This window comes from Phenylobacterium sp. LjRoot97 (assembly GCF_964254345.1).
In the GTDB taxonomy this organism is placed as follows: Bacteria; Pseudomonadota; Alphaproteobacteria; order Caulobacterales; family Caulobacteraceae; genus Phenylobacterium.
Genome location: NZ_CAXUTH020000001.1, coordinates 1287879 through 1312540 on the forward strand (window position 1 = coordinate 1287879; position 24662 = coordinate 1312540).

General features: G+C 69.3%; 25 protein-coding genes, 1 tRNA gene and 2 pseudogenes. 11 read left to right on the forward strand and 17 right to left on the reverse strand.

Translation table 11 applies throughout. The annotated features are described in order from the left end of the window. Positions 1 to 39: 39 nt before the first annotated feature. Together ACSQ2H_RS06210 and ACSQ2H_RS06215 are read right to left on the reverse strand one after the other, a co-directional pair. Positions 40 to 1290 carry an RNA polymerase sigma factor gene (locus ACSQ2H_RS06210; protein WP_436060580.1) on the reverse strand — a complete coding sequence of 417 codons (1251 nt, stop codon included), beginning with the start codon at positions 1288 to 1290 and terminating at the stop codon, positions 40 to 42. Beyond that, complete coding sequence (locus tag ACSQ2H_RS06215; protein ID WP_436060581.1) at positions 1287 to 1652, reverse strand: YciI family protein; 366 nt, start codon at positions 1650 to 1652, stop codon at positions 1287 to 1289. Before ACSQ2H_RS06215 ends, ACSQ2H_RS06210 begins: the two co-directional genes overlap by 4 nt. 281 nt (positions 1653 to 1933) lie before the next feature. Between ACSQ2H_RS06215 and ACSQ2H_RS06220 the strand changes: the two are divergent. Further along, a pseudogene (locus ACSQ2H_RS06220) lies at positions 1934 to 2416 on the forward strand (hypothetical protein); the annotation flags it as partial. 21 nt (positions 2417 to 2437) lie between these two features. After that, positions 2438 to 2542, forward strand: a pseudogene (locus ACSQ2H_RS06225) (PEPxxWA-CTERM sorting domain-containing protein); the annotation flags it as partial. Between the two features lie 67 nt (positions 2543 to 2609). On the opposite strand, the gene ACSQ2H_RS06230 reads toward ACSQ2H_RS06225, so the two are convergent. Together ACSQ2H_RS06230 and ACSQ2H_RS06235 are read right to left on the reverse strand one after the other, a co-directional pair. Continuing rightward, the gene (locus ACSQ2H_RS06230) at positions 2610 to 3359 is read right to left on the reverse strand and encodes a LytR/AlgR family response regulator transcription factor (RefSeq protein WP_436060582.1); all 750 of its coding nucleotides are present in this window, start codon (positions 3357 to 3359) and stop codon (positions 2610 to 2612) included. Then, entirely contained in the window at positions 3359 to 4474 is a 1116-nt protein-coding gene (locus ACSQ2H_RS06235; RefSeq protein WP_436060583.1) for a sensor histidine kinase, read from the reverse strand. Before ACSQ2H_RS06235 ends, ACSQ2H_RS06230 begins: the two co-directional genes overlap by 1 nt. A 206-nt stretch (positions 4475 to 4680) precedes the next feature. Here ACSQ2H_RS06235 and ACSQ2H_RS06240 point away from each other — a divergent pair, with 206 nt between their 5' ends. Next, a complete protein-coding gene (locus ACSQ2H_RS06240) occupies positions 4681 to 6429 on the forward strand; it encodes an adenylate/guanylate cyclase domain-containing protein (protein WP_436060584.1) in 1749 nt (582 codons plus the stop codon). On the opposite strand, the gene ACSQ2H_RS06245 is transcribed toward ACSQ2H_RS06240, so the two are convergent. The 4 genes from ACSQ2H_RS06245 to ACSQ2H_RS06260 all read right to left on the reverse strand — a co-directional run bounded on the left by ACSQ2H_RS06245 (position 6426) and on the right by ACSQ2H_RS06260 (position 8461). Then, the gene (locus ACSQ2H_RS06245) at positions 6426 to 6812 is read right to left on the reverse strand and encodes a hypothetical protein (protein ID WP_436060585.1); all 387 of its coding nucleotides are present in this window, start codon (positions 6810 to 6812) and stop codon (positions 6426 to 6428) included. The two genes, ACSQ2H_RS06240 and ACSQ2H_RS06245, sit on opposite strands and share 4 nt — an antisense overlap. Before the next feature lie 96 nt (positions 6813 to 6908). Continuing rightward, positions 6909 to 7601 carry a Crp/Fnr family transcriptional regulator gene (locus tag ACSQ2H_RS06250; protein ID WP_436060586.1) on the reverse strand — a complete coding sequence of 231 codons (693 nt, stop codon included), beginning with the start codon at positions 7599 to 7601 and terminating at the stop codon, positions 6909 to 6911. 63 nt (positions 7602 to 7664) lie between these two features. Continuing rightward, positions 7665 to 7985 carry a UrcA family protein gene (locus tag ACSQ2H_RS06255; protein WP_436060587.1) on the reverse strand — a complete coding sequence of 107 codons (321 nt, stop codon included), beginning with the start codon at positions 7983 to 7985 and terminating at the stop codon, positions 7665 to 7667. Between the two features lie 110 nt (positions 7986 to 8095). Beyond that, positions 8096 to 8461, reverse strand: a complete 366-nt coding sequence (locus ACSQ2H_RS06260; protein ID WP_436060588.1) for a DUF4180 domain-containing protein — start codon at positions 8459 to 8461, stop codon at positions 8096 to 8098. Between the two features lie 139 nt (positions 8462 to 8600). Between ACSQ2H_RS06260 and ACSQ2H_RS06265 the strand changes: the two genes are divergently transcribed. The 3 genes from ACSQ2H_RS06265 (at position 8601) to ACSQ2H_RS06275 (ending at position 10345) form a co-directional block, all read left to right on the forward strand. Further along, positions 8601 to 8822, forward strand: coding sequence for a hypothetical protein (locus ACSQ2H_RS06265; RefSeq protein WP_436060589.1), 222 nt, complete (start codon positions 8601 to 8603; stop codon positions 8820 to 8822). Between the two features lie 62 nt (positions 8823 to 8884). Beyond that, entirely contained in the window at positions 8885 to 9784 is a 900-nt protein-coding gene (locus ACSQ2H_RS06270; RefSeq protein WP_436060590.1) for a LysR substrate-binding domain-containing protein, read from the forward strand. 45 nt (positions 9785 to 9829) lie between these two features. After that, positions 9830 to 10345: a DUF1993 domain-containing protein gene (locus tag ACSQ2H_RS06275; protein WP_436060591.1), complete on the forward strand. Its 516-nt coding sequence runs from the start codon at positions 9830 to 9832 to the stop codon at positions 10343 to 10345. A gap of 6 nt (positions 10346 to 10351) precedes the next feature. Here ACSQ2H_RS06275 and ACSQ2H_RS06280 read toward each other — a convergent pair whose 3' ends face one another. From ACSQ2H_RS06280 to ACSQ2H_RS06295, 4 genes are all read right to left on the reverse strand, one after another. After that, positions 10352 to 11272 (reverse strand): isopenicillin N synthase family dioxygenase, encoded by a 921-nt coding sequence (locus ACSQ2H_RS06280; RefSeq protein WP_436060592.1) that lies wholly within the window; start codon positions 11270 to 11272, stop codon positions 10352 to 10354. Beyond that, on the reverse strand, positions 11269 to 12123 hold the full coding sequence (locus ACSQ2H_RS06285; RefSeq protein ID WP_436060593.1) for a PfkB family carbohydrate kinase: 855 nt from the start codon (positions 12121 to 12123) through the stop codon (positions 11269 to 11271). The genes ACSQ2H_RS06280 and ACSQ2H_RS06285 overlap by 4 nt, the downstream gene beginning before the upstream one ends. Then, the gene (locus ACSQ2H_RS06290) at positions 12120 to 13052 is read right to left on the reverse strand and encodes a nucleoside hydrolase (RefSeq protein ID WP_436060594.1); all 933 of its coding nucleotides are present in this window, start codon (positions 13050 to 13052) and stop codon (positions 12120 to 12122) included. Before ACSQ2H_RS06290 ends, ACSQ2H_RS06285 begins: the two co-directional genes overlap by 4 nt. A 93-nt stretch (positions 13053 to 13145) precedes the next feature. After that, on the reverse strand, positions 13146 to 16106 hold the full coding sequence (locus tag ACSQ2H_RS06295) for a TonB-dependent receptor domain-containing protein (protein ID WP_436060595.1): 2961 nt from the start codon (positions 16104 to 16106) through the stop codon (positions 13146 to 13148). A 206-nt stretch (positions 16107 to 16312) separates the two neighbouring features. Here ACSQ2H_RS06295 and ACSQ2H_RS06300 point away from each other — a divergent pair, with 206 nt between their 5' ends. Next, positions 16313 to 16579: a hypothetical protein gene (locus tag ACSQ2H_RS06300; RefSeq protein WP_436060596.1), complete on the forward strand. Its 267-nt coding sequence runs from the start codon at positions 16313 to 16315 to the stop codon at positions 16577 to 16579. Between the two features lie 190 nt (positions 16580 to 16769). Beyond that, a complete protein-coding gene (gene mgtE / locus ACSQ2H_RS06305; protein WP_436060597.1) occupies positions 16770 to 18134 on the forward strand; it encodes a magnesium transporter in 1365 nt (454 codons plus the stop codon). A gap of 43 nt (positions 18135 to 18177) precedes the next feature. Here the strand turns inward: mgtE and ACSQ2H_RS06310 are convergent, their stop codons facing one another. Continuing rightward, positions 18178 to 19446, reverse strand: a complete 1269-nt coding sequence (locus ACSQ2H_RS06310; RefSeq protein ID WP_436060598.1) for a spinster family MFS transporter — start codon at positions 19444 to 19446, stop codon at positions 18178 to 18180. A 210-nt stretch (positions 19447 to 19656) separates the two neighbouring features. On the opposite strand from ACSQ2H_RS06310, the gene ACSQ2H_RS06315 reads away from it, so the two are divergent. Together ACSQ2H_RS06315 and ACSQ2H_RS06320 are read left to right on the forward strand one after the other, a co-directional pair. Further along, positions 19657 to 20292 carry a glutathione S-transferase family protein gene (locus tag ACSQ2H_RS06315; RefSeq protein ID WP_436060599.1) on the forward strand — a complete coding sequence of 212 codons (636 nt, stop codon included), beginning with the start codon at positions 19657 to 19659 and terminating at the stop codon, positions 20290 to 20292. Continuing rightward, positions 20289 to 21098, forward strand: coding sequence for a M48 family metallopeptidase (locus ACSQ2H_RS06320; RefSeq protein ID WP_436060600.1), 810 nt, complete (start codon positions 20289 to 20291; stop codon positions 21096 to 21098). Before ACSQ2H_RS06315 ends, ACSQ2H_RS06320 begins: the two co-directional genes overlap by 4 nt. A 3-nt stretch (positions 21099 to 21101) precedes the next feature. On the opposite strand, the gene ACSQ2H_RS06325 is transcribed toward ACSQ2H_RS06320, so the two are convergent. Then, entirely contained in the window at positions 21102 to 21272 is a 171-nt protein-coding gene (locus tag ACSQ2H_RS06325) for a hypothetical protein (protein ID WP_436060601.1), read from the reverse strand. 125 nt (positions 21273 to 21397) lie between these two features. Here ACSQ2H_RS06325 and ACSQ2H_RS06330 point away from each other — a divergent pair. After that, positions 21398 to 21481, forward strand: a tRNA-Leu gene (locus ACSQ2H_RS06330). A 4-nt stretch (positions 21482 to 21485) separates the two neighbouring features. Here the strand turns inward: ACSQ2H_RS06330 and ACSQ2H_RS06335 are convergent. The 3 genes from ACSQ2H_RS06335 to map form a co-directional block, all read right to left on the reverse strand. Further along, positions 21486 to 22937, reverse strand: a complete 1452-nt coding sequence (locus ACSQ2H_RS06335; protein ID WP_436060602.1) for a tetratricopeptide repeat protein — start codon at positions 22935 to 22937, stop codon at positions 21486 to 21488. A 45-nt stretch (positions 22938 to 22982) separates the two neighbouring features. Beyond that, a complete protein-coding gene (radC, locus tag ACSQ2H_RS06340) occupies positions 22983 to 23732 on the reverse strand; it encodes a RadC family protein (RefSeq protein ID WP_436060603.1) in 750 nt (249 codons plus the stop codon). A gap of 80 nt (positions 23733 to 23812) precedes the next feature. Beyond that, positions 23813 to 24631: a type I methionyl aminopeptidase gene (gene map, locus ACSQ2H_RS06345; protein WP_436060604.1), complete on the reverse strand. Its 819-nt coding sequence runs from the start codon at positions 24629 to 24631 to the stop codon at positions 23813 to 23815. Positions 24632 to 24662 lie beyond the last annotated feature (31 nt).

The following is a 24662-nucleotide window of genomic DNA, read 5'->3' on the forward strand; positions in this document are numbered from 1 at the left end:
GTTAGCCCGATCCGACAGCGGGTCTCGCAAAAAATGCGCTCAGCCGGTCTCGCCGGCCAGGCTGTCGAGGTGCTGACGGATGTGGGCGGCCTCCGGGGCGCTGTTGGCGAGCGCGATGGCGCGGTCGAAGGCGACACGCGCCTCCTCCTTGCGGCCGAGCTGCTTGAGGAAGCTGCCGCGGGCGCCGTGGAAGTAGAAATAGCCGCCGAGCTGATCGGCGAGCGGGTCGATCATGGCCAGGGCCGCCTCCGGCCCCTGCGTCTTGGAGACCGCGACCGAGCGGTTCAGGGTGACGACCGGCGATGGGTTCATATGCTCCAGCGTGGCGTAGAGCCGGTCGATCTGCGGCCAGTCGGTGTCGCTGGCGCTGGCCGCGCGGGCGTGCAGGGCGGCGATGGCGGCCTGGACCTGGTAGGGGCCGGGAGCCGCATGGCGCAGCGCCTTGTCGATCAGGGCCAGGCCCTCGGCGATCAGGGTGCGGTTCCAGAGGCCGCGGTCCTGGTCGTCGAGCAGCACGATCTGGCCATCGGCGTCGAAGCGGGCGGCGGCGCGCGAGTGCTGCAACATCATCAGCGCGGCCAGGCCCATGATCTCCGGCTCGGTCTGGAACAGGCGCAGCAGCAGGCGGGCGAGGCGGATGGCCTCCTCGGCGAAGGGGGCGCGGGCGTCGGCTTCGGCGACGGTGGAGGAATAGCCCTCGTTGAAGATCAGGTAGATCACGGCGGCGACGGCGGCCAGGCGCTCGGCCCGTTCGATCGGGCCGGGGGCCTCGAAGGCGACATTGGCCTGACCGATCTTGGCTTTGGCGCGAGTGATGCGCTGCTCCATGGCCGCCTCGCTGACCAGGAAGGCGCGGGCGATCTGCTTGACCGACAGGCCGCTGACGATGCGCAGGGCGACGGCCACCTGCTGCACGGCCGGCAGGTCGGGGTGACAGCAGATGAACAGGAGCCGCAAGATGTCGTCGCGATAGTCCGAGCCGTCGAGGCGCTCGGCCAGCGGCGCCTCGACGTCGTCGAGATCGGAGAGGACGTCCTCGGAGGGCAGGGCCTGGAGCCGCGAGCGCTTGCGGGTGGCGTCGATGCCGCTGTTGCGCCCGACCAGGATCAGCCAGGCCGCCGGATCGCGGGGCGGGCCCTTCTCCGGCCAGGATTTCAGCGCCCGCAGGCAGGCGTCCTGGAACGCCTCCTCGGCCAGGTCGAGGTCGCGGAAATAGCGCAGCAGGGCGCTGACCGCCTGCGGGCGGGCGGAGGTCAGGGCGGCGTCGATCCAGGCGGGGTCGGTGGTCACGTCATCTCGATTCCAGGCAGGAAGAGGGCGATCGGGCGCAGTTCGTAGGCGCCGCCGGGATTGGCCACGGCGAGGTCGCGGGCGATCTGCAGACCGTCCTCAAGGGTTTCAACGTCGACGATGTAGAAGCCGAGCAGCTGTTCCTTGGTCTCGGCGAACGGACCGTCCACAACCAGGTTCTGGGCCTTGCGCAGGGTGGTGGCCGAGGTGGTCGGCAGCAGGCGGATGGCCGGGCCGAGCTTGCCCTCCTGGCGCAGCCGCTCCTGGACCACTTCCAGCCGTTCCATGACCGCGTCGTCCTCCTCCTTGCTCCAGGCGGAGGTCACGGTCTCGTCGTTGTAGCAGAGGATGGCGTAGCGCATGGGTCTGTCTCGTTCTCCCTAAGGACGGGGCAGGGCGCCCGTTCCCGACATCGGTCAGATATAAAACCAGAGGTGAACATCGCCCAGGACTGGTCGACCGTGCGTCGTGTTTCGGTGCGCGGAGCGCCGGCCGGTCGGCTTTGGGCGCAGCCACGCTGACGCCTGCGCGCGCGGTCCTCAAGAGCAGTCCCTGGAAAAGCCGCCGCGGACGTCGCGGCGCTCAATGAGGGCTTCCTATGAAGACAAGCATACTGCTGGCGGCGGTGGCCGCGAGCGCCCTGATGACCGGGGCGGCCGAGGCCGCGACGATCTTCTCGCAGAACTTCAACAGCGGACTGGGCGCGAACGAGAGCGTCGGCGGCAAGTTCAGCGCCGGCAGCGGGACGGTCGGGCACCAGGCCGGCGTCCACACGAACAACGAGTACTCGTTCTATCAGGTGCGGCTCGACCTGACGAAGGCGACCGACGCTCTGCTGGCGTTCGACTACGATATCCTCAGCGAGTACGGCTACGACGCGTTCAACGTCGCGTTCTCGACCACCGGCGTGTTCGGGCCGGGCGCGATGCTGACCCCGGTGGCGACGGACCAGTTCTACAACCTGTCCGGCCGCGCCGCGACACTGTTGGGCGGCAAGGGCTATTCCGGCGACCAGTCGGGGCGGGCGGTGTACGACCTGAGCGCGCTGGCTGGCCAGGTGATCGACATCCGCTTCCAGTTCGCCAGCGACCATGCCGCGTACGGGCGCGGCGTGACGTTCGACAACCTGCTGGTCACCGGGACGATGCCGAGCGCGGTGCCGGAGCCGGCGACCTGGGCGATGATGATCATGGGCTTCGGCCTGGCCGGGACCGTGATCCGCAGCCGCCGGCGGAGCCTGGCCTACGGCTGACGCCCCGGACACCAGCCTGCTGCGAGCGCCGCCCTTCCCCCAGGGCGGCGTTTTCGTTTGCGCGGCTTCAGTCCTGGTACAGGGCGAGGCGCTCGGTGACGGCGTTGACGTACGAGGGGCCGACGGCGACGTTCACGCCGTCCTCGAGCACCAGCGAGATCAGCCCCTTGCCCAGGCGCTTGACCTCCTTGACCTTGCTGGGCCGCACGAACGCCGAGCGGTGCACGCGGATCATCTCGGCCGGCGGCATCTTGCGCTCCAGCGCGGTCATGGTGGCGCGGTGGATGTGGCTGCGGGTGGCGGTGTGCAGCAGCACGTAGTCCTTGGCCGCCTCGATCCAGTCGATCTCGCCCAGCGGCACGCGCACGTAGCCGGTGCGGACCTGGACCCAGAAGCCGTCGGGGTCTTCGTCGGCGGGAGTGGCCGCGGCGTCTTCGGCGCGGGCGGCGGCGGCGCGCAGCGCGCGGCGGCGGCGGGCGCGCTCGATCGCCTGGCGCAGGCGGTCGAAGCGGACGGGCTTGAGCAGATAGTCGGCGGCTTCGACTTCGAAGGCGTCGGCGGCGTAGAGCTCGAAGGCGGTGACGAAGACGATTTCCGGCCGCTCCTCCAGCGGCAGGCCGGCGGCGACGTCCAGGCCGCTACGCTCGGGCATCTGGATGTCGAGCAGCACCAGGTCGGGCTTAAGCGCCTCGACCGCCTCTGCGGCCTCGCGGCCGTTGCGGGCCTGTCCCACGATCTCGACGTCGCTGACCTGGGTCAGGAGGGCCGAGAGCCGCTCGAGGGCGGCGGGTTCGTCGTCGACGAGCAGGAGACGCATCAGGCGGCGGCTTTCGATCGGATGGCGGTGACGGAGGGCGCGCGCTGCAGCGGCAGGCGGACCAGGGCGAGGAAGCCGCGGGCCAGCGGCGCGGCCTGCAGCGTCCCGCGCGGACCGTAGAGCGCTTCCAGCCGCTGACGCACGTTGCTGAGCCCGACGCCAGCGCCGGGGCGCACCTCGCCGCCGTGCGAGCCGTCGCCGTCGTCCTGGACCAGGACCACGAGGTCCTGGCCGTCGCGGGTCGCTTCCAGGCGGATGGTGACGGTGGCGCTGGTCGGGGAGACCGCGTGCTTGATGGCGTTCTCGATCAGCGGCTGCAGCAGGAAGGACGGGATCAGGGCGGTTCGCAGGTCGTCGGGGCAGACGAACTCGAGGGCCAGCCGCTCGCGGAAGCGGACGCTCTCGATCTCGAGATAGGCCTGGAGCGTGGCCATCTCGTCGTCGAGCGAGATCATCGCCTCGGGGTCGGCGACCAGGGTGACCCGCAGAAAATCGGCCAGCTTCGACAGCATGCTCTCGGCCTCGTCGTTGCGGCCGGTGATGACGGCGGACGAGACGGCGTTGAGCGTGTTGAACAGGAAGTGCGGGTTGAGCTGGTAGCGCAGCGCGGCCAGGCGCGCGGCGCTGGCTGCGGCGTTGGCCTCGCTGGCCGCGGTGCGCGCATCGGCGAGCTGGCGCTCGCGCTCGCGCACCATGTGGTTGGCCTGCAGGGTCGTGTAGATCGCGCCCAGCGCGCCCAAGATCCAGAAGAAGCCGCCGGCGTTGTTGGCGAAGCGCATCCACAGGGTGCGATTGGGCGACCACTGCCTGGCGGTGTTGGACAGGTCCATGATCACCATGTCCGAGCCGGACAGCACGGCCGCCAGGAAGACCACCGCGGCGGCCATCAAGGCTATGCGCTGGAAGGCGTTCTTGTCGCGGACGTGGACGGACACCCGGTAGAGCAACACCGAGCAGAGGATGCCGACCAGGTTGATGGCGATGGCGGTGCCGATCAGGGCCGGGGTCATCCGCACGCCGACGATCGCGGCGATGGTCGAGGCCAGCGAGCCGGACAGCAGCCAGATGCCGAGCGTCAGCCATGCGGCCTGTCGCGATACGTCGGTCTTGAACATCGCTGCCCTCGGGTTTCTCGCGAGAGGTTAGCAGCAAAGCTGCGAATGCGGCTCCCTGCTGGTCGACCCGGCGGCCGTATTGGTCGCAATTGCGGCTAAGCCGATGATTCTGCACCGCGATCGCCGATGAGGGCGTTCGGCCAGCGCCGAGTTTGCTATAGTCGCCGCGGCGTCGGGGCGGGCCAGAAGGAGTTTTGGCCGGTCCCATGGAGCGTCGGCTGACCGCGATCCTCGCCGCCGACGTCGTCGGCTACAGCCGCCTGGTCGAGGCCGACGAGGAGGCGACGCTGGCGCGCTTCGCCGATCACCTGCACGAGCTGATCGAGCCGACCATCGCCGCGCGGCGGGGGCGGATCATCAAGACGGCGGGCGACGGGCTTCTGGCCGCGTTCGACAGCGTCGTCGAGGCGCTGAACTGCGCCATTGAAATCCAGCGCGGCATGGCGAGCGTCAACGACGGCGTGGCCGAGGACGAGCAGATCCGCTTCCGGGTCGGGGTGAACGCCGCCGACGTGGTGATCGACGGCGACGACATCCTGGGCGACGGGGTCAATGTCGCGGCGAGGCTGGAGGGCCTGGCCGAGCCTGGCGGCATATGGGTCTCGGCGCGGGTGCAGGAGGACGCGCAGGGCCGGGTCGACGTCGGGTTCGACGATGTCGGAGAGCAGAGCCTGAAGAACATGACACGGCCCGTCCGGGTCTATCGGGTGCTGCTGGACGGGGCGGCGGAGACCTCGCGGCGGACCGGCCTGGCGCTTCCGGACAAGCCCTCGATGGTGGTGCTGCCGTTTCAATGCTTCGGCCCGGAGGCTGAGAGCGACTACTTCGCCGACGCGGTCACCGACGACGTGGTGACGGCGCTGTCGCGTTGGCGCTGGTTCTTCGTCATCGATCGCAACACCAGCTTCACCTACAAGGGCCGCAGTGTCGACGCGCGCCAGGTGGGCCGTGACCTCGGCGTCCGCTACGTGCTGGAAGGCAGCGTCCGGCGGGCCGGCGAGCGGGTGCGGGTCAATGTGCGGCTGATCGAGGCGGCCAGCGCGCAGCAGATCTGGGCCGACGCCCTGGACCGCAGCATGGCCGACCTGTTCGCGCTGCAGGACGAGATCACCGAGCATGTGGTGGCGGCCATCGAGCCGGCGATGCTGGACACCGAAGCGGCACGGATCGCCCGCAAGAGCCTGGCCGATCTCAGCGCGCTCGACTGCTTTCAGCGCGGCATGTGGCACTTCAACCGCATGAGCCGGGGCGACTACCACCAGGCGCTGGAGCTGTTTCGCCAGGCCATCGCCCGCGATCCGACCCTGGCGCTGGGCTATGTCGGCCTGGCGCGGATGCTCTACGGCGGGGCGATCTATGGCTGGTCCGAGCAGCCGCTCGCCGACCTGGAGGAGGCGCGCGAGGCGTCGCGGCGGGCGGTGGCGCTCGATCCGCGCGACGCCTATGGCTATTTCGCTGGAGCCGGAGCGGCCCTCTATCTGGGCCGTCACGAGGAGGCGCTGGAGCAGGCGCAGCGGGCGCTGTCGCTGAACCCCAACTTCGCCTTCGGGCACTTCCGGCTGGGCCAGGTGCTGATCTATTCCGGCCAGCCCGCGCAGGCGGTCGAGCCGATCGAGCACAGCCTGAGGCTCAGTCCCTACGACCCGCAGATCGCCCCGATGCTGCAGCTGCTCGCCCTGGCCCACTACCAGGCGCGCAACTACGGCGAGGCGGTGCGTCATGCGCAGTCGGCGGTGCGGCTGAACGACTCCCGCGCCGCGTCGATCCTGGCGGCGGGGCTGGCGCGGCTGGGGCGGTTCGAGGACGCGCGCGCGGCCTATCCGCTGGACGTGCGCGAACGCGCCCGCGCCGAGGCGCCGCGGCTGGTCACCTACGCCAATCCCGAGGACGAGCGGCACCTGCGCGAAGGCGTGCGCCTGGCGTTCCGCGGCGACGAGGGCGAGCGCGCCTGCTAGCGGCTAAGCGGGTGCTTGTCGGCCGGATAGCGACTCTTGATGAGCACCGTGATCCCGCCGCGGGTCTCCGGCGCGTCGGGCGCCTGCCAGATGTTGAGCTCGAAGTCGTAGCCCGGGGCCCAGGCGAAGGTTACCGGGATCGGGGGCTCGGCGCTCAGCGCATAGTGCAGGATGCCGCGCAACGTCTCGTGGAACGCGCCGGGCAGGGTGTCGAGATAGGTCCCGAGCGCACGGTGCAGCACGGTGCCGGGCGGCGTCAGCAGGTCCGCGGCGATCTTCCCGCCGGGGGCGAAGGATCTTGCGTTGGCGGCGGCGAACTTGCCGATCTCGTCCGGTCCGAACGAGGCGTTGAGCTTGGACATTGCAGTTTGGAGCGCGGGCATGCAGGGCGTCCCTCGTAGCTGGGAACGGCGCCGCGCGAGCGCCGTCGGCGACGCCAGGTTGGCGCCAGCATACCGCAGCGCCGAGCCTGCCGGGATTCAGGTCCCCAACCGATGCCCGATCAGGGTTTGCAGCCGTCCGGCGGTCAGGACGCGAACTCCAGAGGGCGGCAGGTCGACCCAACCTTCGCGGACCCATTCGTGCAGTTTGCGGTTCACCTTCTCCCGCGAATGGCCAAGGCGGCGGCCGATTTCGGTCTGGGTGAGGGGCACGATCCCGCCCGCGCCTTGCTCGGCCAGCAGCAGTCGGGCGAGGCGGCCCCCGAGGTCGAGCACGGACTTGTCGCTGATCGCCGCGTCGGCGGCGCGCAGGCGGGCGCTGAGCTCGACCACAAGCGCCACCGCGGCCTTGGGTTCAGCCTCAAGGGCGGTGAGCATGGCCTCGCGCGATATCCGCCATAGCCGCGAGCGGCGCAGGGCGGCCACGTCGGCTGAACGCGGGCCGCCGTCGAGAGCGGCCATCTCGCCGACCAGATCGCCGGGGCCCAGTGAGATCAGCCGTACGTCGCGGCCGCCGCCGGTTGTGGTGCGGACCTCGATCTCGCCTTCGACCACCACATAGACCGCATCGCCAGGATCGCCGGCCTGGAACAGCATCTCGCCGGCGGCGAGCGGCCGCCAGCCGCCGGCCCTGGCTAGGCGTTCAAGGCCGGGCGCCGAGAAACGTGCGAGTACGGAGCTGCGGCCGAGCCCGGCCAGGACCGCTTCGACGCCGTCGATCCGATCGGACACAGTGATAGCCTCCGCTCCTGAGGGCGGAGGCTATCACAGCGGTGCGAACCGTGGGCTGTCGGTTCAGCGCCGCGCCAGCTGGGTCGTGGTCTGCGGCGTGTGGAGCGCAGTGACCAGCGGTGCGTCGAGCTTCGCGACCGCCTTGTCCGTCATCTCCTTGCGGCAGGCGCGGACCTCGGCCGGGTAACCGGGCGAGTAGCCTTGAAGCGGACCGCAGAAGTCGCGGGCTGCGTTGCTGATGCGCTTGAAAGCCGTGCGGGCGCCGGCGTCCGAATGGACGTTCAGATCGCCGACTTTGACCCGCATGACGCCTTCTTCGGCACGAGCGCCGCTCGTGATCGACAGAGCGAGGACGGCGAGGGTCGGGAGAACCAAGCGATGCATGACTGCCTCCAGGGGAGTGAAGGACCGCGGGATGCGGCCGTCTTGTGAGGCAGATTGATAGGCCCGCCGCGGGCCGCCGGCTGTGACCTGGGTCACGTCGCAGAACGACGTTAGATGAGTGCGGCGGTCCTGGCTTCGAGCGTGGCGAGGTCCGGCAGGAACCACACCTGGCGGCCACGATTGGATTCGCCGATGAAGTCGCGCAGGGGGGCGCTGGCGGCGGCGGCGGCCGAGACGTCGCCGAGGATCACCACGCGCAGGCCGTAGTTGACGAACTTCTGCAGCACCTCGCCTGCGAGGCCGGACGAGAGACGCAGGAAGTCCGGTGAGAGGCGCGCGGCCGGGATCACGACGATCTTCGCCTCGACCGAAAAGGCGTCGCCGATGATGTCGCTGGCGTCGCGGCCGGACGCCAGGGGCGGCCCGTCCTCGGGCCAGAGCAGGGCCCGAAGGCCGGCGATCTCGGTGGTTTCCATTCCGGAGAGGGTGGCCCGCGGCGCGCCGCTGTCAATCGGGACGGCTAAGTGAGCTCAGCTCACAGATGCGCGGCCAACTAGTCGTTTGCGGCCGGGTGCGGCTCCTCGCATCCTCCGGCTGCAGATCGAGGGCTGACCGATGCTGGTTGAGCAGATGACGATGGCGCCGGGCGAGCAACGCGGGATCTTCCGCTGGGTCCTCGACCGAACGGTCTACGAACTGCATGCGCTCTGGACCTGCTATTGGTGGGTGTTGAGGGCCCATGTCGCGGCCCGTCACGGGATACCGCGCGACTGCCTGGAAGAGCCCCCTCACGCCTGGATGAAGGTGATGCAGGGTCCGGGCGAGAAGGATCAGTAAGGCCCGCTGTCGCGGGCCCGGGCGTAGCGTATAACCACGATATGTCTGTGATCTGAGGTCACATGCCAAAGCGAAACCTGCCGCCGCTCACCGCCCTGCGCGCCTTCGAAGCGTTCGCGCGTCTTGGCCGCATGAACCTGGCCGCCGACGAACTCTGCGTCACCCATGGGGCGATCAGCCGGCAGGTGCGAAGTCTGGAGCGCCTGTGTGGCGTGCGGTTGACCTACGGGCCGCGCAACAGCCTGCGGCTGACCGAGGCGGGACTGAGCCTGGCCGAGAGCCTGGGCGGCGCGTTCGACGGCATCGAGCGCTCGTTCACGGCGCTGCGTTCGGCGGCGGAAAGGGAACTGCACGTCTCCTGCGTCGGCACGCTCGCCATGCGTTGGCTGATCCCGCGGCTGTCCGGCTTCCATGCGCGCCATCCGGGGCTGAGCATCCGGGTGACCGAGGCCTATGGGCCGGTCGACTTCGGGCGCGACCCGTTCGATGCGGCGATCCGGCTGGCCGAGACCATCGCCGGGGAAGGTCTGGAAGCGACGCCGTTCCTCGACAACTACCACGGCCCGGTGATGGCGCCGTCGCTGGCCGACGCGGACCTCGCCTCGGCGCCACGGCTGCACACGCGCCCGCACCGGCAGGCGTGGCGCGAATGGGCGGACCATTCGGGGGTGGCGATCGGGCCTGGCGGCGAGCACCGCGAGTACGAGCACCTGTTCTACATGCTGGAGGCGGCCGTCGCCGGCCTGGGCGTCGGGGTCTCGCCGTGGATCTACGTGGCCGGCGACATAGCCTCGGGCCGCCTAGCTGCGCCCTACGGCTTCGTGCGGACCCCGGCGCGGTTTCATTTCGTGACGCCGACGGCCTCTGCGCGGCCGGTGACGGCTGCGTTCCGCGACTGGCTGCTGGAAGAGGCGGTCGCCGCCCCGCCGCCGCCCCTCACCGCCGTTGCGGCTGAGCTGTAGGCCGACCATATCGGACGCTGACCAATCCTGCCGCTGGAGCGCGCCATGTCCCTGACTATGTACCAAGCCTCGATCCCGGTTTTCGTGCGGGGGCTAAGCGCGCTTCGCGGCCTGTTGCGGAAAGGCGCAGCGCATGCGGCCGCCTCCGAGACCGACCCGAATGCGCTGGTCGCCGCGCAGCTGGCCCCGGACATGCTGACCCTGGCGGGCCAGGTACAGCGGGCCAGCGACACCTCGAAGCTCTCGGGGCAGCGGCTGAGCGGGGTTGCGGCGCCGTCGATGCCTGACACCGAGACAACGCTGGACGAGCTGATCCAGCGGGTCGACGCCACCATCGCTTATCTGCAGACGATCGAGCCCAAGGCGCTGGACGGCGCAGAGGACCGGACGGTCGAACTGAACTTCGGCCCCGACAACAAGCACGTGTTCCGTGGCGACGACTATCTGTTCGGCTTCGCGCTGCCGAACTTCTACTTCCACGTGGCGATCGCGCACGGGATCCTGCGCAGCCAGGGCGTCCCGGTCGGCAAGATGGACTTCATCGGCGCGCCGCCGCGCTGACAGCCGCTACTTGGCCATGCCGATCTCACGCAGGCGTTCGGCGAGGAACTCGCCCGCTGTGATTTCCGGCCACTTCGCGCCGTCGCCTTCGCAGGAGGGAAGGCACTTGAGCGAGACGTCCGAGGCCGGGTGCATGAAGAACGGCATCGAGTAGCGGCTGACATTCGGGCCGACCGGATTGACTACGCGGTGGGTGGTCGACGGGATCACGCCGTTGGTCAGCCGCTGCAGCATGTCGCCGCTGTCGACGATCAGGTTGTTTGGGGCGGTTTCCACCGGCAGCCAGGACCCGTCGCGGTCCAGCAGCTGCAGGCCCGCGCCCTTGGCGGCGACCAGCAGGGTGATGAAGTTGATGTCCTCGTGGGCGGCAGAACGGACGGCGCCCTCCGGCGCGTCCTCCGGCACCGGCGGGTAGTGCAGGACGCGCAGGATCGACGTGCCGGCCGCCACCTTGTCGTCGAAGTAGTCGCCGGCCAGGCCGAGCTTGGGCGCCAATGCGGTGAGTAGGATGCGGCCGGTCACGTCCAGGGCGGCGAAGAGGTCAGTGAAGGTGCGCTCGAAGGCCGGGAACTCGGCAGGCCAGACATTGGGCGGAAAGTCCTCCGGCGGCAGGCCAGGCGCCGGATCGCGGCCGATCTGCCAGAACTCCTTGAGGTCGGGCAGGCTGGAGTCGCGGGCATGCTCGGTCCCGAACGGCGTATAGCCGCGCATGCCCGCCGCATAGTGGCGCTTGACCGTATAGGGCAGGGCGAAGACTTCCTGCGCGTGCGCGTAGGCGTGATCGAGCAGGTCCTCGGCGACGCCGTGGTCGGCCAGGATGATGAAGCCGTACTGCTGCAGGCCCTGCATCAGAGCGTCGGAGAAGGCGGCGCGGTCGGCGGGCGAGCCCTGGGTGAAGGCTTTGAGGCTGAGGGTGGGAACGCTCATCGGGCGGTCTCCAGGCGGGCCTCGACCTCGGCGCGGGTCGGCAGCGACGGCTGGGCCCCGGGGCGGGTGGCGGCCAGGGCGCCAGCTGCGCAGGCGAAGGCGAGGGCGGCCTCGTGCGGGCGGTGTTCCAGCAGGGCCAGGGTCAGAGCAGCGACGAAGGCGTCGCCGGCGCCGGTGGCGTCGATCGCCTCGACCGGCGGCGGGGCGGCGGCGGCCAGCTGGCGACCGCCCTGGAACAGGCCCGCGCCCTTCGCCCCCCAGGTCACCGCGACGAGACCCGGCAGCTCGTGCAGCGCCGGGCCGTAGAACGCCGCCTCGGTCTCATTGACGACGATGAGGTTCGCGCGGGCGAGGGCGGCGGGCGCGAGCGGCGCGGCCGGGGCGAGGTTCAGGCAGACGAAGCCGCTGGCCTGGGCGACGGCGGCGGCGACCGTCTCCAGCGGCAGTTCGAGTTGGCAGATCAGGGCGTCGTGCGTCGGCGTGGTCAGGTGGTCCGGCGTGAAGGCGGCGTTGGCGCCCGGCGCGACGATGATCTGGTTCTCGCCGCCGACGGCGACGGCGATGAGGGCCACGCCGGTGGCGGCCCCGGCGTCATTATCGCACTGGTCGAGATCGACCCCCTCGGCGGCCAGCAGGGCGAGGGCCTCGTCGGCGAGGGCGTCGGCGCCGACCCGGGCGATCAGGGTCACGTCGGCGCCGAGCCGGCGAGCGGCCAGCGCCTGGTTGGCGCCCTTGCCGCCAGGATGACGGGCGAGGCTCGCGCCGGTCACCGTCTCGCCAGGCGCGGGCAGGCTCGCGGCGGTGGCCACGAAGTCCAGGTTGACCGAGCCTATGACGGTGATCGCGGTCATCGTGCGAGCAGGTCGTTCAGCAGAGCGAACACGCCGTCGGCGTCCGCATGGGCAGCCCAGAGAATCCGCGCCGCGGCCCGATCGTGCAAGCGGAATTCGACCGCCGTATGGCCGACCGTGAGCGGGGAGGCGGTCTCCACCTGCAGCTCGCAGGGCCGCAGGGTGAAGAGGTGCGGCGCCAGCAGGTAGGCGATCACGCAGGGGTCGTGGATCGGCGCGCCGGTCCCGCCGACGATGTCGCGCTCCAGGGCGTTGGAGAATTCCAGGAGGTTGTGGGTCGCCCGCGCGGCCGGGGTGTCGATGGCGGCGATGGCGGCGGTGCGGACCGGGTCCGAGCGGACCTGGTGGGTGACGTCCAGTCCCATGACCACGCACTGGGCGCCGGACGCGAACACGATTTCGGCGGCGTGGGGATCGGCCCAGATGTTGTACTCGGCCGAGGCGGTGATGTTGCCGCCCTCGCGTCGCGCGCCGCCCATGACCACGACGGGGCCGAGGCGCTCGACGATGGCCGGTTCCAGCCGCATGGCCAGGGCCAGATTGGTGAAGGGGCCGGTAACGGCCAGGGTCACTTCGCCGGGGGCGTGCGCCATCACCTGATCGACGATGACGTCGGCGGCGCGGCCGTCGGCGAGGCCCTGGTCCGGTTCGAACAGCGGCAAGGTCCCAAGACCGCTCTCGCCGTGGAAGGCGCCGGCGTCGAAGGGCGGTCGGAACAGCGGCAGCTTGGCTCCGGCGTAGATCGGCACGTCCTCGCGGCCGGCGATCTGGCGGATGATCCCCGCGTTGCGGGCGGTCAGCTCGGCGCCGACATTGCCGGCGACGGTGGTGATGGCGAGAAGCTCCAGGTCCTGCGGCGCGGCGAAGGCCATGAAGAGGGCGACGGCGTCGTCGACGCCCGGGTCGCAATCGAAAATCAGCTTGGTCACCGGGGCATTCTCCGGAGGAACGGCCAGCTCGGCAAGCAGGCATGAAAAAGCCCCGCCCTGGTCGGGCGGGGCTCAGGTCGTGTCGCAGCGATCCTAGAAGCGGGCGGTGACGCCCACGAAGAACCGGCGGCCCAGAACGTCGTAGGTCGAGGGGTCGGTGTTGGAGTTGGAGTACGAGGTGTAGAACGGCGGATCCTTGTCGCCGATGTTGTTGACGCCGGCGCGCATGGTGACGCGCTCGTCGAACGCCCAGGTCCCGGTCAGGTCGAACAGGTCGTAGTCAGGCGTGTTGACCGCGGTCGGCGAGAACACCGGCACGTTGCGGAAGTCGGTCATGGCGTCGATGTGCCGCCAGCGCAGGGTGACCTTGGCGGGGCCGACAGAGTAGGTCGCCGACATCGCTGACTTCCATTCCGGATAGGCGCCGCCCGAGAGGTCGCCGCCGATGGTGCCGCCGCTCTGCAGGAAGGGTGCGCCGGGCCGCGCCTGCTTCTCGAAGTTCTCCAGCTTGGATACCACCAGGTTGAAGTCGAGCGCGCCGGCGCCGTCCGGCAGGCCGAGGTCGGTCAGGTCGAAGCCCCAGTCGATCTGGGCGTCGTAGCCCGAGGTCTTCCAGGCGGCGAGGTTGACCTGGGTGGTCAGCACGCCGGTGATGTTGCCATTGGCGATGCGGCTGAACTGCTGGCAGTAGAAGTTGGAGTTGTCGAATGTCGGGTTGGCGCCGCCGGTGTTGAAGCACTCGCCGACGATGGTCTGCACCGACAGGTTCCCGATCACGTCCTCCAGCTCGATCTTGTAATAGTCGAGGCTGACGCTGAAGCGGCGCAGCAGCGGCGCGTCGAACTTCGGCGTCCAGACCGCGCCGAAGGTGAAGCTATCGGACTTCTCTTCCGACAGGTCTGGGTTGCCGCCGGCGAGGATCTCGACCTGCGTCGAGGCCTGTTGGAACGTGTCGACAATGCCGGTCGAAACGCCCTGGGCGACGCAGAGCGTGCGCACCGCCGCGGCGCTGCCGCCGTTGCGGAACGACGAGCGCACGTCGCAGGGGTCGCCGGCCGTGGTGGCCAGGCCCGGCGTGCCGATGCCCGAGAAGCCCAGCGACTGCGGCGAGAACAGCTCGGCCACGTTGGGCGCGCGGACCGCGCGCTGGTAACCGCCGCGAACCATCAGGCTCTCGACCGGGCGCCAGGTGAAGTCGGCCTTGTAGGCGTTGATCGTGCCGGTGGTGTTGTAGTCGGCGATGCGGCCGCCGAGCGAGACGTCCAGGCTGTAGGCGAAGGGCGCCTGCGAGAGGATCGGCACCAACAGTTCGGCGTAGGCCTCGGTCGAGGAGATGTCGCCGCTGATCGGCACCGCCGGGTTGAAGCCGACGATGTCGGGGCCTTGCAGCAGCAGGTCGGGCGAATAGCCGACCTCGTCCTTGCGATACTGGGCGCCGGCCGAGAACTTCACCGCGCCGGCCGGAAGGTCGAACACCGAGCCGGTGACGAAGCCTTCCAGTACGGTCTGCTGGATCTTGGTGTCGTTGGTGACTTCACGAGCGATGTAAGCCGCGCAACCGGGACTGACCTTGCCGGCCCCGAAGATGTTGAAGCCGCCGCAGATGGCGACGCCGCCGTCAGGGGCGAAGGTCAGTTCGCGCATGGCTGCGCGGCTGACGTTCCCATGCTGGTTCTCGGTGTGGTTCATCTCGCCGTAGGCGGCGTAGGCGTCCCACTTCCAGTCCTTGAAGCCGACGTCGCCGCGCAGGCCGGCGACGACCTGGAAGGTCTCGTAGGTGTTGTTCGACAGGCGGCCGCCGACCTCGTTGAAGGCACGGCGCGGATAGAAGGCGGCGGTCGGGTTGGCGCGCGAGGCGAGCAGCGTGCGCAGGTCGGCGGGGATGAACGGGTTGGTGGTCGGCACCACGATGTCGGGGCCGGGGAAGGCGCCGTCCGAGGCCGAGGCCGGGCCGAGCTGACGCGAGACGTCGTAGGTGGTGTAGCTGGCCGTGCCGTAGGCCTCGATGTTGTCGGTCAGGTCGTAGCGGCCGGCGGCGTAGAGCGACCAGCGGTCCAGCGGCAGGTTCAGGTAGCGGTAGTCGGCGCTGTTGAAGGTGTAGCTGCTGGGATCGAAGCCCGGCACCTGCTCGCCGCGGTAGTTGCGCACCGGCGAGGTCGAGAACAGCGTGCCGTCGGCGTTGAAGGAGAGATTTGCGCCGCGGGCGACGCTGCCGGCGGCCAGGCCGTACTTGGCGAACACCGCGTCCATCGCCGCCTGGGTCGGCAGGTTGGCCGCGCCGCCGGCGTTGGAGGACGGATCGAAGCGGCCGTCGGGAATGGTCGCTGCGCCGGAGGGAACGAGGCCGGTGGTGAGCACGGAGTAGCCGATCGCCGACCAGTCGCGGTCGGAGGCCACCAGGCCTTCGCGGCGGTCGTAGCTGACGCCGGCCGAGATGTTGCCGCGGCCCTCCGCGAAGTTGTGGCCGTAACCGATGGAGAAGCTCTGCTGGCCGGCGTCGTTGCGGGTCGTCGAACCCAGCTGGGCGTCGATGACCAGGCCCTCGAAGTCCTTCTTGAGCTTGAAGTTCACGACCCCGGCGATGGCGTCCGAACCATAGACCGCCGAAGCCCCGCCGGTGATGGTCTCGATGCTGTCGATCAGGAAGGTCGGGATCGTGTTCAGGTCGACGACGGCGTTGGGGTTGCCGGAGACCATCCGGCGGCCGTCGACGAGCACCAGGGTGCGGGTGGGCCCGAGGCCGCGCAGGTTGGCGTAGGCTTGGCCGGGGGTGGAGACGAAGTTCGTGGTGTTGGTGCCTGCGCCGTTCGACGGCACGAACTGCGGCAGCTGATTGAGCGTGTTCTCGACCGTGACCATGCCGGCCTGGGTGATGCGGTCCTGGCCGAGGGTGACGATCGGGCTCTCGGAGACGTAGTCCTGCCGGGCGATGCGCGAGCCGGTGATCACGACCTCGGACACTTCGGTGTCTTGCGCGGCGGCGGGCGCAGCGTAGATGGCCATGACGCTGGCCAGGGCGCTTGCGCAGAGCAAGCCGGAACGCTTGGAGATCATTTCCCCCCTCGGGATTTGGCGACTCCACCCTCGCGGGTGTTTCGCCAGGATTCTACGGGATCGCCAGGAGGCGCGCCATGGCGCCGAAGCCACAGATGACGTCTCGGTGACATGCTCGCATCGGACGGTTTACGGGGGCGGCTTGCACTTTGCCGCCGCTCGTGGGCGTGGCAAACCCGGGATGCAGGTAGGCGAGTGAGGACGCGATGGCGGCGGACGGCGGCAAGAGCGGCGGGCGAGTGGCCCCCGAACTGATCGGGCGGGCCGTGGCGCTGGCGATGGTGGCGGCGGCGATCTTCGTCGCGCCGCCGGCGAAGTTCTGGCTGGCCGGCGCCGGCTGCGCCCTGGCTGCGGCGGTGTTCCTTATCCAGGCGGCGACTGGGCGGCCGGTGCGGCGCGCGCGGTGGCTGAACCTGGTGTTCGGGGTGATCTTCGCAATGACCGCGATCTGGCTGGTGTTTCTGCAGCCCTGAACGCGCTTGACGCCCCGCCGGGAGGGGCGCATGGGGGCCGGGCGCCGGCCGAGTAGTCCGACGCGACCCAAAGGACCTGAACCCATGCCCAGCGACAGTAGTCGATTGATCGCGCCGTCCCGGCAGCTCGTGGTCTGACCTTCGGTCTGCTCACCGCGTTGCGCCGTGGCGGCGTGTCGAAAGGTGAGCCATGCAAGAATACACCGCCGCCCATGCGGCCGATCCCATCCTGCTTGCGACGCTTTGCGGCGAGCACGTCGGCGACAACGTCGCGCGGCTGAATCAGTTGTCGCCCGACGAGGCCGGAGCGGTTCTCGAACGCCTGCCGCTTGAGCGCGTCATCCAGATCTTCGACCGGCCGGAGCTGGAGGCCGGCGGCGAACTGCTGCAGTCGCTGCCGACGGCGCGCAGTACGAAGGTGCTGGCGGGCATGTCGGCGGACCGCGCCGCGCATCTGTTGCGCGGCCTGGACGACAGCGAACGCACGCAGTTGCTGGCGTCGCTGGACTTCGAGACCGCCGCAGCCCTGAAGGGCCTGCTGGTCTATGCGCCCGACACCGCCGGAGCTTTGATGACCACCGAGTTCGTGGCGGTCCTGGCCGACGCCACTGTTGGCGAGACGCTGCTCCATCTGCGCGAGGTCGAGCGCAGCCGCGAGACGATCTACGCGATCTATGTGCTGGACCCGCAGACCCATGAATTGGTCCGCAGCATAAGCCTGCGGCGGCTGATCGGCGGCGAGCCGGATCAGCCGATCACCGAGATCGCGCTGCCGATCGAGCCGGTCAGCGTGCATCCGGACACCGACCGCGAAGAGGTGGCGCGGTTGATCACCCTGCACGACCTGCTGGCCGTGCCGGTGCTGAACGAGCGCGGCCGGGTGCTGGGCATCGTCACCGTCGACGACGTCATCGACGCGATCATGGCCGAGAGCACCGAGGACGTGCAGCGCTTCGGCGGCGTCGAGGCGTTCGCCAAGCCGTATCTGCAGATCGGCTTCCGCGAGATGATCCGTAAGCGGGCCGGTTGGCTGTGCGCGCTGTTCCTGGGCGAGATGCTGACCGCGAGCGCCATGCAGCACTTCGAGCACGAGCTGGAGAAGGCGATCGTGCTGACCCTGTTCATCCCGCTGATCATGAGCTCAGGCGGCAATTCGGGGTCGCAGGCGACGTCGCTGCTGATCCGCGCCTTGGCGCTGGGACAGCTGCGGCTAGGCGACTGGTGGAAAGTGGCGGTGCGCGAGCTGCCGACCGGCCTGACGCTGGGGGCGATCCTCGGCTTCATCGGGATGGTGCGGATCGCCGCCTGGCAGTCCCTGGGAATCTATGACTACGGCGAGCACTGGCGCCTGATTGCGCTGACCGTCGGGACCGGACTGCTGGGGATCGTGACCTTCGGATCGATGACCGGCTCGATGCTGCCGTTCATCCTGAAGCGGCTGGGGTTCGATCCGGCGAGCGCCTCGGCGCCGTTCGTAGCCACGCTCGTCGATGTGAGCGGGCTGGTCATCTACTTCAGCGTGGCGCTGGTGATCCTCAATGGCACGCTGCTGTGAGGACGGAAGAGGCGGGGGCGCCTGGCGGCGCCCCCGTAGAGACTTAGCTGACCATTTCTTCGCGGATCGTCTTGCGGGCCATCCAGAAGAGGCCGAAGGCGAGGAAGCCGAAGCAGGTCGACAGCATCAGCGCCCAGCGCACGCCCTGGGCCGAGCCGAGGCCGAAGCCGTTGCTCATGACGTCGGACAGAATGCCGACCGCCAGCGGGCCGAGGCCCAGGCCGATCAGGTTGATCGTGAACAGCAGGATCGCCGAAGTGGTGGCGCGCATGTGCGGCGGCACGATCGACTGGCCGATGGCGTAGACCGGGCCGTACCACAGCGAACCGAGCAGGCCGTTGATGACTAGGATCCACAGGGCGACCGACGCCGACGGGACGCTGACGGCGATGATGTAGATCGGCACGGCCAGCAGCGAGGCGATGGCCGGGACCGACACGTAGCCGCGCAGGTCCTTCTTGGCGTAGCGGTCGGCGATCTGGCCGCCGAGATAGGCCGAGATGGCGCCGGCGGTGCCGCCCATCAGACCCAGAGCCAGGCCAAGGAAGCCGATGGACTGGAGGTTGAACATCGAAGCCAGGCTCGAGACTTCCTCGCCATGGACGCGGAGGAAGAACGAGGCGGTGAACGGGGCGTGGCCGTAGCCGATGAACGCCTTGATCGCCGCGCCGAGCGCGATGAGCCAGAAGGTCTTCTTGGTGCCGAGATACTTCAGGGTATCGCCGAAGGTCGCCTGGGTCGCCTGGATGGCGGCCGAGTGCTGGGCGATCTGCTTGCGGGGTTCCTTCAGGGTGAACCAGCAGAGCAGGGCGAAGAGGATGCCCGGGGCGCCGGCCACGAAGAAGGCGACGCGCCAGCCGTAGGCGTCGGCGATCAGGCCGCCCATCACCAGGCCGAGCAGGCCGCCGAGCGGGGTGCCCATCGAGTAGAAGGCCAGGGCCGAGGCGCGCTTTTCCTTCGGCACGTAGTCGGCGATCAGCGAGTGGGCGGGCGGCGTGCAGCCAGCTTCGCCGACGCCGACGCCGATCCGGAACAGAACCAGCTGAGCGAAGTTCTGAGCCATGCCCGAGAGGGCGGTGAAGCCGGACCACACCGCGACGGCGGTGCCGATGATGATCGGTCGGTTCTTACGTTCGGCCATGCGGGCGATCGGGATGCCCAGCACGGTGTAGAAGATGGCGAAGGCCAGGCCGCTCATCAGGCCGAGCTGCCAGTCGGCGAGGCCGAGGTCGTTCTTGATCGGCTCGGCCAGAATGTTGACGACGGCGCGATCGAGGAAGTTGACGATGTAGATCCCCAACAGGAGGAACATCGCATACCGGGTATAAGATGCGGAGTATGGCTGAGCGCTAGCCGCGGGCGCGGCCGGCGGTGCGGTCGAGTCAACCGACGGCGCGACGGTCTCGGTCATGAATGGCGTTTCCTGCAAAACATTGGGAACTGAATTCTTATTGTTGGGGCCACTCTAGACGAGTAGCCCGGGGCTTGGGCAATAGGCTGACGTAACGAAATGGAGCGGCCTATGGAACTGGTTATCGGAACAAAACGCTGGTCGACCTGGTCGCTGCGGCCCTGGCTGGCGCTCAAGCGCACCGGCGCTCCCTTCACCGAGACCCTGGTCGGCCTGCGCCAGGACGAGGGGCGGACCGAGGCGGCGATCCTGCCGCACTCGCCTTCGGGTTTGGTGCCGGCGCTGAAGGACGGCGGGCTTACGGTCTGGGATTCGTTGGCGATCTGCGAATACCTGGCCGAAAAATTTCCCGCGGCGAAGCTGTGGCCGGACGACCCGGCGTTGCGCGCCCTGGCCCGTGCGGCGGCCGCCGAGATGCACTCCGGGTTCCAGTCCCTGCGCGGTGAATGCCCCATGGCGTTGGAGACCGAACCGAAGGTGACGAGCCTGTCGGAAGCCACCCAGAAGAACGTGCGCCGGATCGTCGCGCTATGGTCCGACCTGCTGGGTCGGTCGGGCGGATCGTACCTGGCCGGCGAGTGGTCGATCGCAGATGCGTTCTACACGCCGGTGGCGACGCGGTTCCGGACCTATGGCGTGCATCTGTCGGACTACGGCGACGACGGAACCTGCGGCGCCTATGTGACCCGGCTGCTGGCGACGCCGGAGTTCCGCGAGTGGGAAGCGGCGGCGCGGGCGGAGGCGTGAGCGTGACGTGCGGCTGCGGCCGCGAAGGCCGGGCCGAGCCGGTCTCGCGCCGCAACCTGCTGAGCCTGCTGGCGGCCGGTGTGCTGCTGGTGGGGTGCTCGCAGAACAACGAGACCGGTCGAAGCCAGTTCGCCGTGGTTCCGGACGAGGCCTTGACCCAGATGGCCGACCAGGCCTGGGCCGACCTGCGCGCCCAGACCCCGGTCTCAGCCGATCCGGCCGCGCAGGCGCGGCTGGAGCAGATCGGCTGGAAGATCGTCGAGGCCAGCGGCCGTACGGACCTAGCCTGGGAGTTCGTGGTCTTCGATCGACCGGAGATCAACGCCTTCGTGCTGCCCAACGGCAAGGTCGGGGCCTTCAAGGGCCTCATGGATTTCGTGCAGGACGACGACGAACTGGCCGGGGTGCTGGGCCACGAGGTGGGTCACGTGTTGGCGCGCCATCCGTCCGAGCGGGTCAGCCAGCAGATGGCGGTCGAGCTGGGCGTCAACGTGCTGCAGGCGATCCTGGCCAATGGCGAGTACGCCGAGCACGCCGGCGAGATCGCCGGGGCGCTGGGCATGGGGGCGATGTACGGCGTCATCCTGCCCTATTCGCGCAACCACGAGCTGGAGGCCGACCGCGTCGGGGTCGAACTGGCGCAGCGGGCCGGCATGGACCCCGCCGGCGCCGTGCGCTTCTTCGAGCGGATGGCGGCCGAGGGCGAGAAGCGGCCGCAGCCGCCGGAGGTGCTGTCGACCCACCCGGCCGACGGGCCGCGGTTGGCGGCGCTGCGCGAGGCGGTGGAGGCTCTGCCGAAGGGCTAGCGGCTAGATGGCGGACGCGGCGCTGACGCCGTCGTGGAACAGGGCGACGGCGGCGGACTCCGCCTCGGCCTGGCTCGGCTCGACGCCGCCGGCGACCAGCTCGCCTTCGAAGTCGAACACCCGCCAACGCCAGCCGTTGTCGGCCGGATCGATCGCGTAAGCCAGTTCGCCCATGTGCTCCTCCTGGCGTCCCGGATCGGGACCGCAGGGAGGAGGTAAGCAAGTCGGACGCCAAAGGTTCCGCATGCCGCGCGGCGCGCTTGCGGGCGCGGCGCGATCACGTGTACCGAGCAATCGGCGCCCCCTTGGCGGAATGGTAGACGCAGAGGACTTAAAATCCTTTGCCGTAAGGCGTCCCGGTTCGAGTCCGGGAGGGGGCACCAACCGTTACAGCAGCAGGCCGTAGCTGGCGTACTGCTCCTCGATCTTCGGATCCAGCTTCCGCGCCGCGGCCAGATCGACCTCGGCCTCCTGCTTCTGGCCGAGATGCTGCCGGATCGCGCCGCGGAGGTAGAGCGTCTCGGCCGACTTGGGATGGAGGGCGAGGGCGGCGTCGGCGTCGGCCAGCGCGTTCTGAAGATCCCCGCGCCGCAGATGGACGAAAGCGCGGCTGTCGAGCGGTGCGAAGTTGTTGGGCGCGACCTTGACCGCCTTGGTGCAGATGGCCAGCGCCCGGTCGAGATCGCGCTTGGCTTCACCTCTGATCCAGCAGGCGGCGTTTAGGGCTTCGAGGTTGTCGGGTTCGAGCTTCACCGCGCGATCGGCCTCAGCGATCGCTCTCGCCCAGTCCTGCTGAGCGGCGAAGACACCCGCGCGCACGACACCGGGAATGGCCGACTTCGGCTCCATCGTTTCGGCGCGGGCGATGTCCGCCAGCGCGAGATCGTACTGTTTCAGCTCCGAGAGCAGCATGGCGCGATTGAGCACGGCGACCTCGTCGAGTTCGACCGCCCTGTCGATGTCGCTGCGTGCGCCCACGGCGTCGCCCAGGCGGTATCGCGCCCAGGCGCGGGCCTGGAAGGCGTCGGCGTCGTCGGAGTTCACGGCGAGCGCGCGATCGAGCTCAGCCTTGGCGGCGGCGTAGTCGCCCTGTTCCTCGAAGACGCGTGCGAGGCCGGTGAAGGCTTCGGCGTAGTCCGGCTGCTTGGCGATGGCCTGTTTGTAGCCGGCCTTGGCCTCGTCGTAGCGGCCGGCGTAGAGCAGGAATTCGGCCCGGATCACCAGGGCGGCCGGATCATCCTTGGACAGCTTTACCGCCTGGTCGAGGTCCGCAAGGGCTCCAGCTTGGTCCTGGCCGTCCTCACGCAGTTGAGCGCGCAGCACCAGATACAGCCACGCGGCCGGCTCTAGTTCGATGGCGCGGGTGGAGTCGGCCAGCGCCCCGGGGCGGTCACCGGTCTTCTCGCGCAGGCGCGACCGCAGCGAGAGGTAGAGGGCTTCCTTCGGATCGAGCTTCACGGCGCGCTCGACGTCGGCGAGGCCGAGCTTGTAGTCGCCGGTGTCGGTCAGGATGTCGGCCCGGGTGTAGTAGCCGTACGCGTCGCCGGGGGCCAAACGGATCGCCTTGCTGGCGTCGGCGAGCGCGCGGTCGGAGAGGCCCATGCTGTGCTGGATATGCGCGCGCGTCTGGAGCCCCCAGGCTCTGTCCGCCGGCGTCTCGAACGTGTCGGCGATTTCGGTGCAGGCGGCCAGACGGGCCTCGATTGCTTCTCCGCCCTTTCCCAGGCAGGCGAGCCCGAGCGGATCGACTTCGGAATCGGCCTCCGGCGTCTGCGCCGACGCCGCGCCGGTCAGCGCCAGCGCCATGACGCCGGCGAGGAGAAGAGACTTATGGATCATGGCGGCCCCCCAAGGCGGTGTTCTTTGAAGCTTGGCTTTACGTATTCAGAAGAGGCCCAGGGCCCGGAAGCTGGCGATCCCATCGCGGCCGACGACCAGATGATCGTGCACGGCGATGCGCAGGGCGCGGGCGGCCTCGACGACTTCCTTGGTCATGGCGATGTCGGCCGGGGACGGCGTCGGGTCGCCGGACGGATGGTTGTGGACGAGGATCACCGCGCTGGCCGACAGCTCGAGCGCGCGGCGCACGACCTCGCGCGGATAGACCGGCGCGTGGTCGACGGTGCCGTGGTTCATGACCTCGTCGGCGATGAGCTGGTTCTTCTTGTCGAGGAACAGCACGCGGAACTGCTCGCGCGGGGCGTGGGCGAGACCCAGCTTCACATAGTCGAGCAACTGGCTCCACGAACTGATGACCGGGCGCTTGCCGACCGCCGCGCGGCCGACCCGCAGGCCGATCTCGCTGAGCAGCTTGAGGTCGAAGGCCACGCTTTCGCCGACGCCAGGGACGCTGCGCAGTTCGGCCGTAGAGGCTGCGAGCACGCCGGCCAGCGACCCGAACCGGGTGAGCAGGGCCTTGGCCAGCGGCTTGACGTCGCCGCGCGGGATCGAGCGGAACAGCTGCAGTTCGAGCAGCTCGTAGTCGGGAAGGGCGGCGAGGTCGCGGCCGGCGCGGTCGCGCAGCCGTTCGCGATGGCCATGGAAATGGGGGCGCAGCGCCTTGGGCGGACTCGTCGGCGCGGCCGACCAGAGGTCAGGCTGCGGGCCCTCGGCGAGGTGGCGCGTACCATCCATGCCGAACAGTGTTCGTCATTTGTTCGAGCTTGGCAAGGGGGCGTGCAGCGGCGGGCTCTCGCAACCCTGCCGCGCGAAGATCAGTCGGCCTGGACGGGCGGCTTGAAGAGGCCGGCAGGGGAGGCGGTGAAGATCTCGTAGCCGTCCTCGGTGACGCCGATCGAGTGCTCGCACTGGGCCGAGAGCGACTTGTCGCGGGTCACCGCCGTCCAGCCGTCGGCGAGCAGCTTCACCTGGTACTTGCCGAGGTTCACCATCGGCTCGATCGTGAAGAACATGCCGGGGGCGAGGACCTCGCCGGTGCCCTTCTGGCCGAAGTGTAGGATGTTCGGGGCGTCGTGGAACACCTTGCCCAGGCCGTGGCCGCAGAAGTCGCGGACCACCGAGCAGCGCATCGATTCCACGTACTGCTGGATGGCGTAGCCGATGTCGCCGGTGTGGGCGCCCGGCTTGACCTGGTCCAGGCCGCGCTGCAGCGCCTCGTAGGTGATGTCGATCAGGCGCTTGGAACGCGGGGCGATCGGCCCGACGCCGTACATGCGGCTGGTGTCGCCGTGCCAGCCGTCGACGATGACGGTCACGTCGATGTTGACGATGTCGCCGTCGCGCAGCACCCGCTCGCCGGGGATGCCGTGGCAGACGATGTGGTTGGGCGAGATGCAGGTGGTCTTGCCGTAGCCGCGATAGAACAGGCAGGCCGGAATGGCGCCATGGTCGAGGATGAACTCGCGGGCCAGGTCGTCCAGCTTTTCCGTCACGGCGCCGGGCACGACGTGCGGGGTCAGCACGTCGAGGCACTCGGCGGCCAGCTTGCCGGCGGCGCGCATGCCTTCGAAGCCTTCGGCTCCGTGGATGCGGATCTGGCCGGTGCGGTGCTCAGCTTCGAGGACGTCGGTCATGGCAGTACTCTTTTCGGCTTCCTTGAGCGCC

What these genes read in the sequence shown, in the direction of transcription:
- ACSQ2H_RS06280 (WP_436060592.1), bottom strand. Translation starts at nt 11,272, where the DNA reads ATGAGCGTTCCCACCCTCAGCCTCAAAGCCTTCACCCAGGGCTCGCCC.
- ACSQ2H_RS06235 (WP_436060583.1), bottom strand. Translation starts at nt 4,474, where the DNA reads ATGTTCAAGACCGACGTATCGCGACAGGCCGCATGGCTGACGCTCGGC.
- ACSQ2H_RS06300 (WP_436060596.1), top strand. Translation starts at nt 16,313, where the DNA reads ATGGCGGCGGACGGCGGCAAGAGCGGCGGGCGAGTGGCCCCCGAACTG.
- ACSQ2H_RS06255 (WP_436060587.1), bottom strand. Translation starts at nt 7,985, where the DNA reads ATGCATCGCTTGGTTCTCCCGACCCTCGCCGTCCTCGCTCTGTCGATC.
- ACSQ2H_RS06230 (WP_436060582.1), bottom strand. Translation starts at nt 3,359, where the DNA reads ATGCGTCTCCTGCTCGTCGACGACGAACCCGCCGCCCTCGAGCGGCTC.
- ACSQ2H_RS06285 (WP_436060593.1), bottom strand. Translation starts at nt 12,123, where the DNA reads ATGACCGCGATCACCGTCATAGGCTCGGTCAACCTGGACTTCGTGGCC.
- ACSQ2H_RS06265 (WP_436060589.1), top strand. Translation starts at nt 8,601, where the DNA reads ATGCTGGTTGAGCAGATGACGATGGCGCCGGGCGAGCAACGCGGGATC.
- ACSQ2H_RS06310 (WP_436060598.1), bottom strand. Translation starts at nt 19,446, where the DNA reads ATGTTCCTCCTGTTGGGGATCTACATCGTCAACTTCCTCGATCGCGCC.
- mgtE (WP_436060597.1), top strand. Translation starts at nt 16,770, where the DNA reads ATGCAAGAATACACCGCCGCCCATGCGGCCGATCCCATCCTGCTTGCG.
- ACSQ2H_RS06245 (WP_436060585.1), bottom strand. Translation starts at nt 6,812, where the DNA reads ATGCCCGCGCTCCAAACTGCAATGTCCAAGCTCAACGCCTCGTTCGGA.
- ACSQ2H_RS06215 (WP_436060581.1), bottom strand. Translation starts at nt 1,652, where the DNA reads ATGCGCTACGCCATCCTCTGCTACAACGACGAGACCGTGACCTCCGCC.
- ACSQ2H_RS06270 (WP_436060590.1), top strand. Translation starts at nt 8,885, where the DNA reads ATGCCAAAGCGAAACCTGCCGCCGCTCACCGCCCTGCGCGCCTTCGAA.
- ACSQ2H_RS06325 (WP_436060601.1), bottom strand. Translation starts at nt 21,272, where the DNA reads ATGGGCGAACTGGCTTACGCGATCGATCCGGCCGACAACGGCTGGCGT.
- ACSQ2H_RS06295 (WP_436060595.1), bottom strand. Translation starts at nt 16,106, where the DNA reads ATGATCTCCAAGCGTTCCGGCTTGCTCTGCGCAAGCGCCCTGGCCAGC.
- ACSQ2H_RS06335 (WP_436060602.1), bottom strand. Translation starts at nt 22,937, where the DNA reads ATGATCCATAAGTCTCTTCTCCTCGCCGGCGTCATGGCGCTGGCGCTG.
- ACSQ2H_RS06240 (WP_436060584.1), top strand. Translation starts at nt 4,681, where the DNA reads ATGGAGCGTCGGCTGACCGCGATCCTCGCCGCCGACGTCGTCGGCTAC.
- ACSQ2H_RS06275 (WP_436060591.1), top strand. Translation starts at nt 9,830, where the DNA reads ATGTCCCTGACTATGTACCAAGCCTCGATCCCGGTTTTCGTGCGGGGG.
- radC (WP_436060603.1), bottom strand. Translation starts at nt 23,732, where the DNA reads ATGGATGGTACGCGCCACCTCGCCGAGGGCCCGCAGCCTGACCTCTGG.
- map (WP_436060604.1), bottom strand. Translation starts at nt 24,631, where the DNA reads ATGACCGACGTCCTCGAAGCTGAGCACCGCACCGGCCAGATCCGCATC.
- ACSQ2H_RS06260 (WP_436060588.1), bottom strand. Translation starts at nt 8,461, where the DNA reads ATGGAAACCACCGAGATCGCCGGCCTTCGGGCCCTGCTCTGGCCCGAG.
- ACSQ2H_RS06315 (WP_436060599.1), top strand. Translation starts at nt 19,657, where the DNA reads ATGGAACTGGTTATCGGAACAAAACGCTGGTCGACCTGGTCGCTGCGG.